This window comes from Acinetobacter sp. ANC5681 (genome assembly GCF_023488045.1).
In the GTDB taxonomy this organism is placed as follows: Bacteria; Pseudomonadota; Gammaproteobacteria; order Pseudomonadales; family Moraxellaceae; genus Acinetobacter.
The window spans coordinates 1-14,595 of sequence record NZ_JAMFKZ010000010.1; the positions used below are offsets into that span (position 1 = coordinate 1).

The following is a 14,595-nucleotide window of genomic DNA, read 5'->3' on the forward strand; positions in this document are numbered from 1 at the left end:
TGATGGTATGACAATTTTATATACTCCATAAACCCTTTAAATTAATTAGGTGGTTTATGTCGCACTTCAAGTTTTACTCTGCCCCTTTATAAATAATAACTTTGTAATGATTGCTGATCGGACAAAAATTACTATTGGTCGGAGATGCTTAATAGGTACTAATTTTTTGTCACTGACTCAGATTTTCATGGCTTGGCCATTAATAATAGAACGAATGGAAATTATGAATGCTTACCAGTAGAAATTGGAGACGATGTTTTTATTGGATCTGATGTGAAAATACTGAAAGGTGTAAAGATTGGTCAAGGTGCAGTCATTGCAAATGGTGCAATTGTTGTGAAAGATGTGCCACCATTGACAATTTTTGCAGGTATACCTGCAAAATTTGTCAAGAATATTCCTGTAGATTAACTTTGTTTTGAAAAATATCTATTTTGAAGATAAATCAAATAATATTTACAACGAAGCATTAATGATTTGATAGGGCTTTCTTTTCTTAGTGGCCTAATTTTTATTATTTTTTGTATCGTATAAACAGCGGAAGGATATAATTTATGATCTCGATATTGCATTGCGATTTTTAACATTTCTTCATACATCATATCTTGATTTTTACTCATATTTTCGTCATGTGATCTATAATTTACAAGTGGATAAGGGATGTAGATAATTTCTTTGTCCAAGTTCGATAGACGTAATAATAGATCCCAATCTTCAATTTTTGTTTGAGGATTAAATCCACCTACCGTTTGAAGAGTTGCAGTATCTATCATTTGCGACGAAGCAGGTAAATCATGCTGATTTAAAAAGATTTCACTAAAGCAAGTTTTTTTAAAACTTCTGACACGTTGGTCTATAATCTTGTTATGTTTATCTATGATATTTACACCGCCAAAGCAAGCAATTGCTTCAGGATATTCACGCAAAGCCTGAATTTGTAATTCAATTTTTTCAGGTTGAATCATATCATCAGAAGCTAATGTGCAAAAATATTCTCCATTTGCCCATTTTAATGCTTCATTTAGAGTATTACATAACCCTTTATTCTCTCTATATCTAAATTCAAATCGACTAAATCTATTTATACAAATTGAAATTAATTCTTGAATTTTTAATACAGAGTTATCTTTAGAACCATCATCTATAATAATTAGTTCAATGTTTGAATAAGATTGATCAATAATACTTTGAATACTATCTTGAACATATTGCTCATGGTTATAACAAGGAATAGCAATTGTTACTAAAGGCGTGGTAGTCATTGATGTCATGATAATTTAAATCCATTACAGACATCTACTATGAATTGAGCATCCTTTAAGCTAAGGGTGGGTCCCATAGGCAAACTCAATACTTCAGAATGAATTTTTTCTGAAATTGGAAAGCTTGAGTTGTTCCATTCCTGATAAGCTTGTTGTTTATGTGGGGGAATAGGGTAATGAATCAAAGTTTGTATACCCTGTTCAGTTAGGTGCTTTTGTAAAGCTTCACGATGTTCGGTTCGAATCACAAATAAATGCCAAACATGTTGCTTATCATCTAAAGCATTAATTTGCGTTTTAGGAAGTTGAATTAAAGAATTATTAATACTTTCTAAATAAAGTGCTGCAATCTTACGACGGTGTAAAGTCTCTTGATCTAGAAATTTAAGTTTAATATCCAAGATAGCGGCTTGAATTTCATCTAAACGACTATTTACACCTTGTACAAGATTTTTATATTTTTCATGTGAACCATAATTGCGTAATGCTCTAAGCATATTGGCAAGCTCTAGATCATTCGTTGTTATTGCGCCAGCATCACCTAATGCACCAAGGTTTTTACCAGGATAAAAACTAAATGCGGATGCATGTCCCCAATTCCCAGCTTTTCTACCTTTAACTTCTGCACCATGGCTTTGAGCGGAATCCTCTAAAGCTAATAAGTCATATTGATCTGCAATTTGCATAATTTCAGGCATTGCTGCAAGCTGACCATATAGATGAACTGGTAAAATAACTTTTGTCTTATTTGTGATAGCTGCTTCAATTTTTGTAGGATCAAGATTGAAGGTATCTGGATCAGGTTCAATAAGAACAGGTTTAAGCTGATTAGCGCTAATGGCTAAAATACTGGCAATATAAGTGTTTGAAGGAACAATAACTTCATCACCGGCTTTTAATTTACCTAACTCTTTCCAAGCTCTTAATGTCAAAATAAGAGCATCTAAACCATTGGCTACGCCGATTGCATATTTGGTTCCGCAAAATTTTGCAAAATTCAGTTCGAATTGTTCGAGTTCTTTGCCACCAATATACCATCCAGAGTCAATAACTCGTGTACAGGCTTCAATGAGTTGCTCGCGGTATTGTTGATTAATATTTTTAAGATCAAGAAAAGGAATCATTGTCCAATATACCCTTTAATTTTTGCTGGATTGCCGACCATAATTGCATTTTCTGGTACATCTTTTGTTACGACTGCACCTGCACCAATCATTGCATTCTTTCCTATTCGAATACCTGGCAAGATAGTTGCATTCGCGCCAATACTCGCGCCTTGTTCTACAACCGTATTTGCGAAGCTTTCAGGATACTGTTTTGATCGTGGTTTTTTATCGTTGGTAAAAGTGACGCATGGACCAATAAACACATTATCTTCTAGGGTAATGCCATCCCAGATGTATACGCCTGATTTTATGGTGACATTGTCACCGATTTGGACATCATTCTCGATTAAGGTATGGGCACAAATATTACATCCAGCACCAATCACTGCATTTTTTAGAATCACACTATATTGCCAAACGCGTGTATTCTGACCGATGTTGGTGCTGTGTACATCGGATAAAGGATGGATAAATGGAAGATTTACAACGCTGAGAAATTCATCATAACTACGGATATAATCGCTTTCATCATAATGTTCACTTGCTAATACTAACAATACGCAATCTTCTGAAAAGTCATGCATTTCGTGCCAAACAAGAGGTGGAATCCTTAACCCTTTATTGGCTTGATCTATCCATACTTCTTGTTTTTCAACACCATTATCCATGAGCATTCTGCACTTTCCTTTTATACAGAATGCGGCCTGATATAAAGCTTTATGTGCATGAAAACCACGTGGAACATCTGGCTTTGCATCAAAAATATAATAGATACGATTGATATTAAAAGGAATCGTCTTATTGGCCTCGGCAACAACAAGGCCGCCACGCTCGTCACCTAAATTTGGTAAGTCAATCCAATCAATCAGTTTCATATTTCACTCACTAATGATACCAAATATTGACCATAATCATTTTTATTCATACTTTGACCAATTGCTAAAACTTGTTCCTTGCTTAGCCAGCCGTTGTTAAACGCAATTTCTTCTAGGCATGCCACTTTATAGCCTTGACGTTTTTCAATCGTTTCTACAAATTGTGCAGCTTCAAGTAAGCTTTCATGTGTACCTGTGTCGAGCCAAGCAAAGCCTCGACCAAGTAATTCAACATTTAAGTCTCCACGCTCTAGGTACATCTGATTCACGGTCGTGATTTCCAATTCACCGCGTTCTGATGGTCTAACTTGTTTTGCGATTTCCACAACATCATTGTCATAGAAATAAAGCCCAGTTACAGCAAAATGTGATTTTGGCTGCTTAGGTTTTTCTTCAAGAGAAACGGCACGTTTTTGCTCATCGAACTCAACCACACCAAAACGTTCAGGGTCTTTAACTTGATATCCAAAGACGGTCGCACCCTTTTGACGAGCAACTGCTTGACGTAACATTGGTGTAAAGCCCTGACCATAAAAAATATTATCGCCAAGAACGAGGCACACATTACTTTGACCAATAAATTGTTCACCAATAATAAAGGCTTGGGCGAGGCCATCTGGGCTTGGTTGCACTGCATAGCTCAGGTCAATACCAAACTGTGAACCATCACCAAGTAAACGCTTAAAGCCATCAATATCATCAGGTGTACTAATAATGAGAACTTCACGAATACCTGCCAACATTAGTACTGAAAGTGGATAGTACACCATCGGTTTATCGTAAATTGGGAGTAACTGTTTAGAAACGCCTTTGGTAATTGGGTAGAGGCGTGTACCTGAACCACCTGCAAGAATAATACCCTTTGTAGACATTATACATTTACCCCTAATCTTTCACGTTGATAGCTACCATCCTGAACATGGCGGCACCATTCTAAATTGTTTAAATACCATTCGACTGTTTTACGGATACCTGTTTCGAATGTTTCTTGAGGTTTCCATCCCAACTCATGTTCTATTTTTGCGGCATCAATTGCATAACGCAAATCATGTCCAGGTCGATCTTTCACGAAAGTAATTAAGCTTTCATAAGATTGGGAATTGTTTTGTGGTCTTAGTTCATCCAAAATTTTGCAAATAGTTTTGACGACTTGAATATTCTGTTTTTCATTATGTCCACCGATATTGTAGCTTTCTCCAACTGTGCCTTGGGTGATAACTTGATATAAGGCACGAGCATGGTCTTCGACAAATAGCCAATCACGAATTTGATTACCTGTGCCGTATATTGGTAATGCTTTACCATCTAAAGCATTCAAAATGACTAAAGGAATTAATTTTTCAGGAAAGTGATATGGACCATAATTATTAGAGCAATTTGTTACAATAGTTGGTAGACCATAGGTCCTTTGCCAAGCCCGAACCAAATGGTCGGAACTCGCTTTACTGGCTGAATAAGGTGAGCTTGGTGCATATGGTGTTGTTTCAGTAAATAAATCCGTAGTCCCGTCCAAATCACCATAAACCTCATCTGTTGAAATATGGTGAAAGCGAAAATTTACTTTTTTAATTTCGTCTAATCGCTGCCAATATTTACGTGCTGCTTCTAATAAGGTGTATGTGCCAACAATATTGGTTTGAATAAATGTACTTGGCCCATCTATAGAACGGTCAACATGTGACTCGGCAGCTAAGTGCATGATTGCATCAGGTTGAAACTGTTCAAAAATCTGTTCTAGTTTTGAAGCATCACAAATATCAACTTGTTGAAATTGATAGCGTGGATTCTGATCAATTTCTTTTAGTGATTCTAGATTACCTGCATATGTAAGTTTGTCTATATTAAGAACTTCATCATTTGTATTTTTAATAATGTGACGTATGATACTTGAACCAATAAACCCAGCCCCACCTGTAACTATAATCCGCATAAAATATTTTCCTTCAATAATTTAAATGGTTAAATTCATAAATTATTTAAAAAGTTAATTTCTAAAATTTATCTTGTTTATCGATAAAATAAAAAATAGTCACTCATAAAACATCATATGATCAGCCGCTCTAAACCGCTTATATCCCCACATATATTCAGAAGGAAAGCGGTTGATCATCTGTTCAATTGCTTTATTGAGTGCTGTAGTTGCCACTTCAATATCTTTGTCATAAAGCTGAGGATCATTCAGATCATCGCAATACACATCAAATCCTTCACCGTCCTCACGACGGAAACAGCTTAATCCAACCAGACGACATTGGGTTTTTTGCGCCATTTTACTTGCAAGTGTACTGGTTAAACAGGGAATTCCAAAAAAAGGAACGATAACTCCACCTGAAGGTTGAGGGACATGATCAGGTAAAATTACGCTAAAACCACCTTGTTTTAGATTCTTAAACAAGGCTTTTACACCATTTGCATCCGTTGGAACTAAGGTGGCATTTAACCGTTGGCGAGCATGCAAAGCAAATGCATTAAATCCTGAATCTTTCATGGGTTTGTACATAATGGTAGGTTTACCATATTGATTGACCCATGCATTCATCATTTCCCATGTACCCAAATGCGGAGTAATAATCAAAGCACCACGAGGATCACTTAAAGCATCTGTTAATACTTCTAAATTACGCACAGTACGAATTTGCTGAATGCTCCATTCAGGAGGCATTGCCCAGCATTTCCCTGATTCAACATAACTCAAACATTGCTTGGTCACACTTTCTCGAGCAAGCTGTTCTTTTTGCTCTGAAGAAAGTGTTGGGTAGGCTAAACCAATATTAATTCTGGTTTTCCAAAGCATACTTTTATCAGGATTTTGATTGATAAAGTAGGCAGCCACTTTTGCAATACTACGCAAAAATGTTAGAGGGAGAATACGAAGTAAGGTACTGTAAAACGACATGACGATCAGTCTTGCTTATCTGTATTGCCTTTGAGCACCATATAAATTAGTGCTACAAAAATCAATAACGCACCTACAAGACTACTGACGCAGAAATATAAAATACGTTGATTGGTGGTCATATTGAAAAGTTCATTTGCCAAGATGTAACGCATAAAAAACCATTGAGCAAGTGAAAACACAATAATCACAATTGTGTGTCGACGTACATCAGGACGCATTGCCATAAGACTGACCTCTCAATAAAAAAGCAGCTTATTATGCCATTACGCTGCATGATCGCAAAGTAAAACCATGTAATATAAAAAAACCCTGCATTAAGCAGGGTCTTATTCAGCAATCAATTGAAAAAATTACTTTTCTTCAGCTTTTGCTTTTTCACGTAAACGAATACCCAAGTCACGCAATTGATTCGCTTCAACAGGCGCTGGTGCTTGAGTTAATGGACATTCAGCAGTCTTCGTTTTCGGGAATGCAATCACATCACGAATAGAAGAAGCACCTGTCATGAGCATGATCAAGCGGTCAAGACCAAATGCCAAACCACCGTGTGGAGGCGCACCATAACGTAATGCATTCAATAAGAAGCTGAATTTTTCTTCTGCCTCTTCTTCACCAATACCTAACGCTTCAAAAATCGCTTTCTGCATCTCTAAGGTATAAATACGCAGTGATCCACCACCGATCTCAGTACCATTGAGTACCATATCGTATGCAACAGACAACGCTGCACCAGGATTGCTCTTCACTTCTTCAACACTTGATTTTGGTAGTGTGAATGGGTGATGCACAGAAGTCCATTTGCCATCATCAGTTTCTTCGAACATTGGGAAATCAACAACCCAAAGTGGTGCCCACTCGCAAGTTGAAAGATTCAAGTCATGACCGATTTTCACACGAAGTGCACCCATCGCATCATTTACAACTTTTGCTTTATCCGCACCAAAGAATACGATGTCGCCATTTTCAGCACCAACACGTTTTAATAAATCGAGTACGATTGGCTCGATGAATTTAACGATTGGAGATTGAAGACCTTCGATGCCTTTTTCAAGTTCATTGACTTTGATGTAAGCCAAGCCTTTAGCACCGTAGATGCCTACGAATTTGGTGTATTCATCAATCGCACTACGTGGTAATGAACCAGCACCTGGTACACGTAAAGCGACAATACGACCTTTAGGATCTTTTGCAGGACCTGCGAAAACTTTGAATTCAACGTCTTGCATCAAGTCTGCAACGTCAACTAATTTCAATGGAATACGCATATCTGGTTTGTCAGATGCATAATCACGCATTGCGTCAGCGTAAGTCATACGTTCAAATTTATCGAATTTTACATTCAATAATTCGTTGAACATTTTAACTGTTAAGCCTTCCATTAAATCCATGATGTCATCGTCACTCATGAACGATGTTTCAACGTCGATTTGGGTAAATTCAGGCTGACGATCTGCACGTAGATCTTCGTCACGGAAACATTTAGCGATTTGGTAATAACGATCGATACCACCGACCATCAACAACTGTTTGAACAATTGTGGTGATTGTGGAAGTGCATAGAAGCTACCATTTGAAACACGACTTGGGACTAAATAGTCACGTGCGCCCTCAGGAGTTGCACGAGTCAAGATCGGTGTTTCAACATCGAGGAAACCGTGATCTTCAAAGTAGTTACGAATCAAGTTTGTAACTTTAGAACGGAAGCGTAAGCGATCTAACATTTCTGGACGACGAATGTCCAAGAAACGGTATTTCAAACGAATTTCTTCAGAAATATTGGTGTTTTCGTCATTCAATGGGAATGGAGGTGTTTCAGAAGCAGCTAAAACTTCGATTTCTTTTGCTAAAACTTCGATTTGACCACTCACCATGTTGGCATTTTCAGTACCTTCATAGCGACGACGTACACGACCTGTAATTTTTAACACAAATTCAGAGCGTGCTTTATCCGCAGTTGAGAAAGCTTCTGGTGTATCAGGATCAATGACGACTTGAACTAAACCATCACGGTCACGCATATCAAGGAAAATTACACCACCATGGTCACGGCGACGATGAACCCATCCGCATAAAGTAACTGTTTGATCGATTTGGGCTTCAGTTAAAGAGCCACAGTAATGAGTGCGCATCATATTGAATTATTTATCCAAACTATATTGGCTAGAAGGTGAATGCGTAAACAGCGCATCACCAATGAAGGGGAGATTATGCCTTGTTGAACATATTGTCTCAAGTCTTAATCATTTCAACAGAATTTTAAAGCGACGCTTTTTTAAAAAAATGATCTTGTTTGACCTTTTCGATCAAATAATAGTAGCAACAGACATGCTGCTGTAAAAACACAAAGTGCTGTTTGAGTAAATTCGTTAATTGATTTACCAATAAAAAAATATCGTTCGGTGTACCAGAGTTCTGATGAAATATGACGACTATAGTCCCAAATCGACAACAATCCAGCAACTGTTGAAATCATTAAGCTTGTCGTGATAAATCCTTTGATTTTAATCGGTACAGGTTGAGCTAGTTTATGTTTGATGTAATAGCGTTTGCACATCCATAAGATAAAAGGTAAGGCGAGAATAGATGAAGCAATCTGCAAAATAAAATGTAATGGATAATGCAAACCAAAGAGAGAAATATCTTGTGCGAGTAAATCTTTAAAAGCGAAGGTTCGAAAGTCCAGATGGGTTAATCCATCCCAGATTAAATGTGTCGCTGTACCCAAAATAATCGCAAAGCAATTCATAAGAATAAAGCCCACTGCATCATCAAAATTGCTGATCTTTATGGGATCTTTTATACCTAGAAAGCGATAACTGACAGGTCGATAAATGAGATACCACAAGAGACAAAAGAATAATCCAATCGGAAGATTGGGGAATAATATGCCAGACCACTGATGTGTTAATGCAATTGTTTCTTGAGTAAATAAACGATGCAGGTCTGGGGTCATACAGCCGATTGCAAGCGCTGCGACAGGCAAATGACCCTTACTCAATTTTGATAGAGGTGGTGCAAGAACAGCGTGAGAAAGAGTAAATGGCATATTCTTGGAGCGTTATAAACATTGAATAATGGATCAGCAGTGTAGCAAATGTTTTTTGTGGTTATGTTTTTTATTGCAAAATAAATGAAATGTTATAATATAACAAAGTATATTTAAGCTGATCTGAGACACGGCATGTCATTTTCTAAAAACATTTTGACTTTATCTATTTTAGCAATAGCCAGTAGTACCACCTTTGCAGAAGAGGAAACAAAGGTTCAACAACTTGCTACGATTGAAATTAAAGCGCACCCTTTAGAGCGAAATGCAGCCGATTTTGCTGTCGCAGATCATGTGGTTGAGCAAAAAGAGTTAACTGAAAAAAGTGTAACATTAGGTGATGCCTTAGCTGGTGAGATGGGGATACATACCAATCAGTTTGGCGCAGGTTCAAGTCGTCCAGTGATTCGCGGACAAGATGGTGCTCGAATCAAAGTGTTGCAAAATGCCTCTGAAAATATTGATGTTTCAACCTTATCGCCTGACCATGCGGTCACGGTTGATCCATTATTAGCAAAGAAAATAGAAGTTATTCAAGGACCATCTACTTTACTGTACGGTGCTGGTACTGTAGGTGGTTTGGTCAATGTCACAGACAGCAAAATTCCGACACAGATGCCAGAAAATGGTTATGAGGGGAATGTTGGGCTACGCTATAACACGGGCAGTGATGAAAAATTAGCAAGCGCGGGTGTTACTGTTGGTTTAGGTGATCAAGTTGCATTACGTGTTGAGGGCTTAAAGCGTGAAGCCAATGATTATATTGCACCTGATTATTTCCATGAAGGCGAAAAAGAGCGTCGAGTCGATAATACTTTTGCCAAAGGGCAAACTATAAATGTTGGTCTATCGTGGATTTATGATCGTGGCTTTACGGGTATTTCATATAGCAATCGTCAGGATCAATACGGCTTGCCAGGACATAGCCATGAATATGAAAGCTGCCATTTACATGGTCTGAGTTTACATTGTGGTGATCACGACCCAACTGATGGGCATGATCATGACCATGAAGAACATGCGCATGATGCAGGACCTTGGATTGACTTAAAATCAGAGCGTTATGATGTTCGTACTGAGTTGGATAACCCATTTGCAGGCTTTAAAAAATTACGCGCACAAGCGAGTTATACAGATTATCAACATGATGAGATCGAAGAAGAGACCATCGCGACCCGTTTTAAAAACAAGGGTTATGATGGACGTTTAGAGTTGGTACACAACCCACTGGGTGCATGGGAAGGGGTCATTGGTACACAATATGGGCAACAAAAATTAAAACTTACAGGTGAAGAAGCCTTTTTAGCGCCAAATACCACTAAAAAATGGAGTGTGTTCGCATTAGAACATGCACAACTTAATGATGTTCATGTTGAATTAGCTGCTCGCGCAGAACAGCAAAAAATTAATATTGATGATGCAACGAAAAAAGATTTCGACGGTTCGGCTTTTTCTGTTTCTGGTGCCGCCAATTGGGAGTTTGCACCAAACTATAAACTTTCTTTGGTTACCTCACATCAAGAGCGTTTGCCTTTAGCACAAGAGTTATATGCTAATGGTAGGCATTTCGCCACCAATACCTATGAACTAGGGAATGATCAGCTTAAAAAAGAGCAGTCAAATAATGTCGAACTTGGTTTTCATTACGATGATAACAAGTTCGATTACCATGTACATGTCTACCATAACTGGTTTGACGACTACATCTATGCCCAAACTTTAGGTCATTATAAAGATTTCCGTTTGGTTCAGTATGCGCAAGATAAAGCCAAGTTCTACGGTGCTGACGTGGAAGTGGGCTATCAAATTTCACCGATCTATAAACTCGGTGTATTTGGTGACTATGTGCGTGGCAAGATCGACAATGAAAATGCACCACGTGTACCCGCAGGTCGTTTAGGTACAAAAGTGAATGCAGACTTTGGTGATGGTTTTAGCGGTTCAGCTGAGTATTATCATGTATTCCAACAAGATAAGATCGCAGCTTATGAAACCGATACACAAAGTTATAATATGTTAAATTTGGGTGTGGCGTATTCAGGTAATTATGGCAATGTCGGTGATTACCGTGTATTCCTAAATGCTAATAACTTGTTGAATGATCAGGTTTATCAACATGCATCATTCTTATCAACCATTCCACAAGTTGGACGTAATTTTAGCGTTGGTGTGAACTTTAGTTTCTAATTTATCACTCAAATCTTATTGAAAAATCAAAGTATAAGCTCTAGCCTTAGTCTATTAGGCTAGGGCTTTTTCTGTTTATATGCGCATCTTCCAAAGAATTCATCAAAAATTAAACTGGTCAGGTCGACGTTACATGGCAGTCATATTGAGTATTTTTGCGATTGGGTATATTGCTTCGGCAATTTATCACACTGTAAAACCACTCCCAAAAGGACTGGATTTTACGGGACAACTTCGTCATGCCAATGTGAAATTTTTAGCGGATCAAACTTATATTGATATACAAGGTCAGCAACAAGTTGATCAGCATATTTTCAAAGAAGTATTCCAACTGATTGATCAAGCACAAACCACAATTGTGATTGATATGTTTCTATTTAATCAGGAAGTTGGTGAATCAAAGGTAAAGCAATTTCCATTGATGCAACAACTCACTGATGCGTTAATTCTGAAACGTAAACTTTACCCCGCAATGCAAATCGTTGTGATTACAGATCCAATTAACTCGGTTTATGGTGGAATAACTCCTAAACACTATCGTCAGCTTCGTCAAGCAGGCGTAGATGTGATAGAAACTGATCTAAAACCATTGCGAGCCTCGAATCCACTGTGGTCGGGATTTTGGTATATTTGTTGCCAAAATTTAGGCAATAATCCAGAAGGCGGTTGGCTAAATAATCCCTTTGGGAAGGATAAAGTGACCTTACGTAGTTATTTGGAATTGTTAAATTTTAAAGCCAATCATCGTAAAACCTTAGTGGTCGATACGGCTCAAGGTTGGAAGAGTTTAGTGACCTCAGCCAATCCTCATGATGGAAGTTCACATCATAGTAATGTCGCACTGGTCGTGGATGGCCCAACCGCGATTGATGTATTACAAACTGAGCAAACCGTCGCGAATATGTCACAAGGTTCAAGCCCTTTTGTGATTATGGGTGGGCTGGTGGAAGATAAGCGCTTGCCACAGGTGCAGCTACTGACTGAAAAAGCGATTTATGATGCGGTGTTGAAGATGATTCAATCTGCAAAAAGTGAAGAGCATTTGGACATAGCTATGTTCTATCTGTCTGAGCGAAATATTATTGAGGCATTAAAACAGGCTAAACAGCGTGGTGTAAATATCCGTATCATGCTTGATCCAAATAAAGATGCATTTGGTCGTCAAAAGAATGGTATTCCAAATCGCCAAGTGGCTTCAGAACTGAATGCGGTAGGCATTCCAATCCGTTGGTGTGATACACATGGTGAACAATGCCATAGTAAAATGCTACTCAAATATAACGCTCAGCAAGCTGAGTTGATGCTAGGTTCAGCTAACTTCACCGCACGTAACCTGAAGAATTATAACCTTGAGACAGACATGCGCGTTTTAGGTTCAGCACAAGCACAGGTCTTTAAAGATGCAGGACAGTATTTCGATGCTGCTTGGAGTAATGCGAATGGTCGTCAGATCACGGTTGATTATGCAAAATATGCTGATGAGTCAAAAGTGAAATACTGGCTCTATCGTTTTATGGAGTGGTCGGGCTTATCGACTTTCTAAAAGAAAGAGGCTTTAAGCCTCTTTTTTTATTGCGGATTGGGTGGAATCAATTGATCTAAGTCCTTATCAGCCAATTGATCTAATTCACTTAAATCCGTTTTGATTTTCCACTGGCTTTCATCTTCCACAGGCGTTGGAAGTCGTGCTTCCAGCCAGTCACACACTACATCAGGACTAAACTCAGCATGATTACATTGAATCACCCAAGCTAAAAAGTCTTTCGCTTCACCATTCATATAAGGAGGAGGAGAGACAGGGAAGAATTGAGTGGGTAAGCGCTCATTGATCGATAAGTAGTTCAGAACATGCCCAAGCTCTTGAACAGTTTGCCATGCAAGTGGATGTGCAACATCAATATTAAATTTAAACCACCATGCATGTTGACCATCTGTGCCATGTGCAACGATGCGAGCTTCCTGCACACTTGGAACTTTACAAAAGAATTGATAAAGGCGATCAAAATTCATTTCAGACACTGACATTGCCTCAAAATTGAAAAATGGATTCTAGCATATTCTTAATCTGAGCAAAAAAATCCCTCCTTATTTCATCCTTGATTTGCCCTGAATGGTATCGAATGGTAACAGTCATTGCTGGTTTTTTACTCTAAAATAGAAATTAGGATTTGATGATGGGAGAGGGCAATCTTGCGATCTAAATACGATGTTTATGCTTTTATCAGTGTGTTGAGCTGTCTCCCCGTAATGGTCTACGCCGATAATGCTTGGAGTGGCTATAGTGGGGTGGAGCGCCGTTCCTCGCATCAGGCTTCGCCATCTTATCAGCAGCCTGCACAGGACCCATTTGCCTTTTCAAATCAGCGCTATACCCCCACTGCGCCACCAAAAGGCTATTATTATCAGCCCTATCAAAATAATAACCACTCTTACCCCAACCATCGACCAAGCGTTCGGATTGAATATTATCCAGATACCCAATATGAGGGCAGTTATCGCCGTGAGTCTTTCGTGGTGGGGAATGAGCTGCCTGATGCGTTCCGTAGTGAACGCTATGTGATTCGAGATTGGGATTCATATTCATTGCGTGAACCACCAAGAGGTAGGCACTGGGTGGTGGTCGATGGTCGTTATCTTTTGGTGACTGATGATAATTTTACGATTGAAATTATCCGCTGATTTTAAATGTTTTTTTGAATTTTATTTAAAATTGAAATCTCCATAATTTCTTGGTTTTCATTACAAAGCTTTGCAATGTCGCTGGATTTGTTCATGGTTTCTCCTTGAGTTTCTCTTAATCTGGATTCAGGTCAAACAGAGGATCAAACAATGAAAAAGACAGCAATATTACTTGTATCAACCTTAATGCTTGGTGTTTCTGCATCTGCGATGGCAGATTCCAATCGCTGGAACAATCATCACGATCATAAAGATCGTTACGATCATCGCTATGACCGCCATGATCATCGTGAAGCCCGCTGGTCAAATGGTGATCGTGGCAACCACTATGGTCAACGCATAAATCTTAAACGTGGTGAACGTTTACCTTCAGAGTTCCGTAGCAACCGATATATGATTTCCAACTATCGTATGCACCGTTTATATGAACCACCACGTGGTTATCACTGGATGCAGGTACAGGGCAAATATGTATTGGTTGATTCGAAATATCGTGTGTTCCGAGTTGCATAAGATACCTAAGAAAAAGCAGGCGAAATGC

The 14,595-nt window shown here is 38.5% G+C and carries 15 protein-coding genes; 5 read left to right on the forward strand and 10 right to left on the reverse strand.

Translation table 11 applies throughout. The features are described 5' to 3' along the window. The first annotated feature begins 273 nt into the window (after window positions 1-273). Window positions 274-411: an LbetaH domain-containing protein gene (locus M5121_RS15910; RefSeq protein WP_349628953.1), complete on the forward strand. Its 138-nt coding sequence runs from the start codon at window positions 274-276 to the stop codon at window positions 409-411. On the opposite strand, the gene M5121_RS07690 is transcribed toward M5121_RS15910, so the two are convergent. The 9 genes from M5121_RS07690 to M5121_RS07730 all read right to left on the reverse strand — a co-directional run bounded on the left by M5121_RS07690 (window position 408) and on the right by M5121_RS07730 (window position 9,188). Continuing rightward, window positions 408-1,271, reverse strand: a complete 864-nt coding sequence (locus M5121_RS07690; protein ID WP_249570816.1) for a glycosyltransferase family 2 protein — start codon at window positions 1,269-1,271, stop codon at window positions 408-410. The two genes, M5121_RS15910 and M5121_RS07690, sit on opposite strands and share 4 nt — an antisense overlap. Further along, window positions 1,268-2,386 carry a DegT/DnrJ/EryC1/StrS family aminotransferase gene (locus M5121_RS07695; protein ID WP_249570817.1) on the reverse strand — a complete coding sequence of 373 codons (1,119 nt, stop codon included), beginning with the start codon at window positions 2,384-2,386 and terminating at the stop codon, window positions 1,268-1,270. The genes M5121_RS07690 and M5121_RS07695 overlap by 4 nt, the downstream gene beginning before the upstream one ends. Next, window positions 2,383-3,243, reverse strand: coding sequence for a WxcM-like domain-containing protein (locus M5121_RS07700; protein ID WP_249570818.1), 861 nt, complete (start codon window positions 3,241-3,243; stop codon window positions 2,383-2,385). The genes M5121_RS07695 and M5121_RS07700 overlap by 4 nt, the downstream gene beginning before the upstream one ends. After that, window positions 3,240-4,115, reverse strand: a complete 876-nt coding sequence (rfbA, locus tag M5121_RS07705; RefSeq protein ID WP_249570819.1) for a glucose-1-phosphate thymidylyltransferase RfbA — start codon at window positions 4,113-4,115, stop codon at window positions 3,240-3,242. The genes M5121_RS07700 and rfbA overlap by 4 nt, the downstream gene beginning before the upstream one ends. Then, complete coding sequence (gene rfbB / locus M5121_RS07710; protein WP_249570820.1) at window positions 4,115-5,173, reverse strand: dTDP-glucose 4,6-dehydratase; 1,059 nt, start codon at window positions 5,171-5,173, stop codon at window positions 4,115-4,117. Before rfbB ends, rfbA begins: the two co-directional genes overlap by 1 nt. A 99-nt stretch (window positions 5,174-5,272) precedes the next feature. Then, window positions 5,273-6,139 (reverse strand): lysophospholipid acyltransferase family protein, encoded by an 867-nt coding sequence (locus tag M5121_RS07715; RefSeq protein ID WP_249570821.1) that lies wholly within the window; start codon window positions 6,137-6,139, stop codon window positions 5,273-5,275. A gap of 5 nt (window positions 6,140-6,144) precedes the next feature. Beyond that, window positions 6,145-6,366 carry a hypothetical protein gene (locus M5121_RS07720; protein WP_004664817.1) on the reverse strand — a complete coding sequence of 74 codons (222 nt, stop codon included), beginning with the start codon at window positions 6,364-6,366 and terminating at the stop codon, window positions 6,145-6,147. 126 nt (window positions 6,367-6,492) lie between these two features. After that, window positions 6,493-8,274: an aspartate--tRNA ligase gene (gene aspS, locus M5121_RS07725; RefSeq protein ID WP_005162225.1), complete on the reverse strand. Its 1,782-nt coding sequence runs from the start codon at window positions 8,272-8,274 to the stop codon at window positions 6,493-6,495. 140 nt (window positions 8,275-8,414) lie between these two features. Continuing rightward, the gene (locus M5121_RS07730; protein ID WP_249570822.1) at window positions 8,415-9,188 is read right to left on the reverse strand and encodes a DUF4184 family protein; all 774 of its coding nucleotides are present in this window, start codon (window positions 9,186-9,188) and stop codon (window positions 8,415-8,417) included. A 135-nt stretch (window positions 9,189-9,323) separates the two neighbouring features. On the opposite strand from M5121_RS07730, the gene znuD reads away from it, so the two are divergent. Together znuD and M5121_RS07740 are read left to right on the forward strand one after the other, a co-directional pair. After that, entirely contained in the window at window positions 9,324-11,375 is a 2,052-nt protein-coding gene (znuD, locus tag M5121_RS07735; RefSeq protein WP_249570823.1) for a zinc piracy TonB-dependent receptor ZnuD, read from the forward strand. A 79-nt stretch (window positions 11,376-11,454) separates the two neighbouring features. Continuing rightward, entirely contained in the window at window positions 11,455-12,918 is a 1,464-nt protein-coding gene (locus M5121_RS07740; RefSeq protein WP_249570824.1) for a phospholipase D family protein, read from the forward strand. 26 nt (window positions 12,919-12,944) lie between these two features. Here M5121_RS07740 and M5121_RS07745 read toward each other — a convergent pair whose 3' ends face one another. Continuing rightward, window positions 12,945-13,394 carry a hypothetical protein gene (locus M5121_RS07745; protein ID WP_249570825.1) on the reverse strand — a complete coding sequence of 150 codons (450 nt, stop codon included), beginning with the start codon at window positions 13,392-13,394 and terminating at the stop codon, window positions 12,945-12,947. A 228-nt stretch (window positions 13,395-13,622) separates the two neighbouring features. Between M5121_RS07745 and M5121_RS07750 the strand changes: the two genes are divergently transcribed. Beyond that, entirely contained in the window at window positions 13,623-14,054 is a 432-nt protein-coding gene (locus tag M5121_RS07750) for an RcnB family protein (RefSeq protein ID WP_283772282.1), read from the forward strand. Window positions 14,055-14,204: 150 nt separating this feature from the next. Further along, window positions 14,205-14,567: an RcnB family protein gene (locus tag M5121_RS07755; protein ID WP_005162203.1), complete on the forward strand. Its 363-nt coding sequence runs from the start codon at window positions 14,205-14,207 to the stop codon at window positions 14,565-14,567. The last annotated feature ends 28 nt before the right edge of the window (window positions 14,568-14,595 follow it).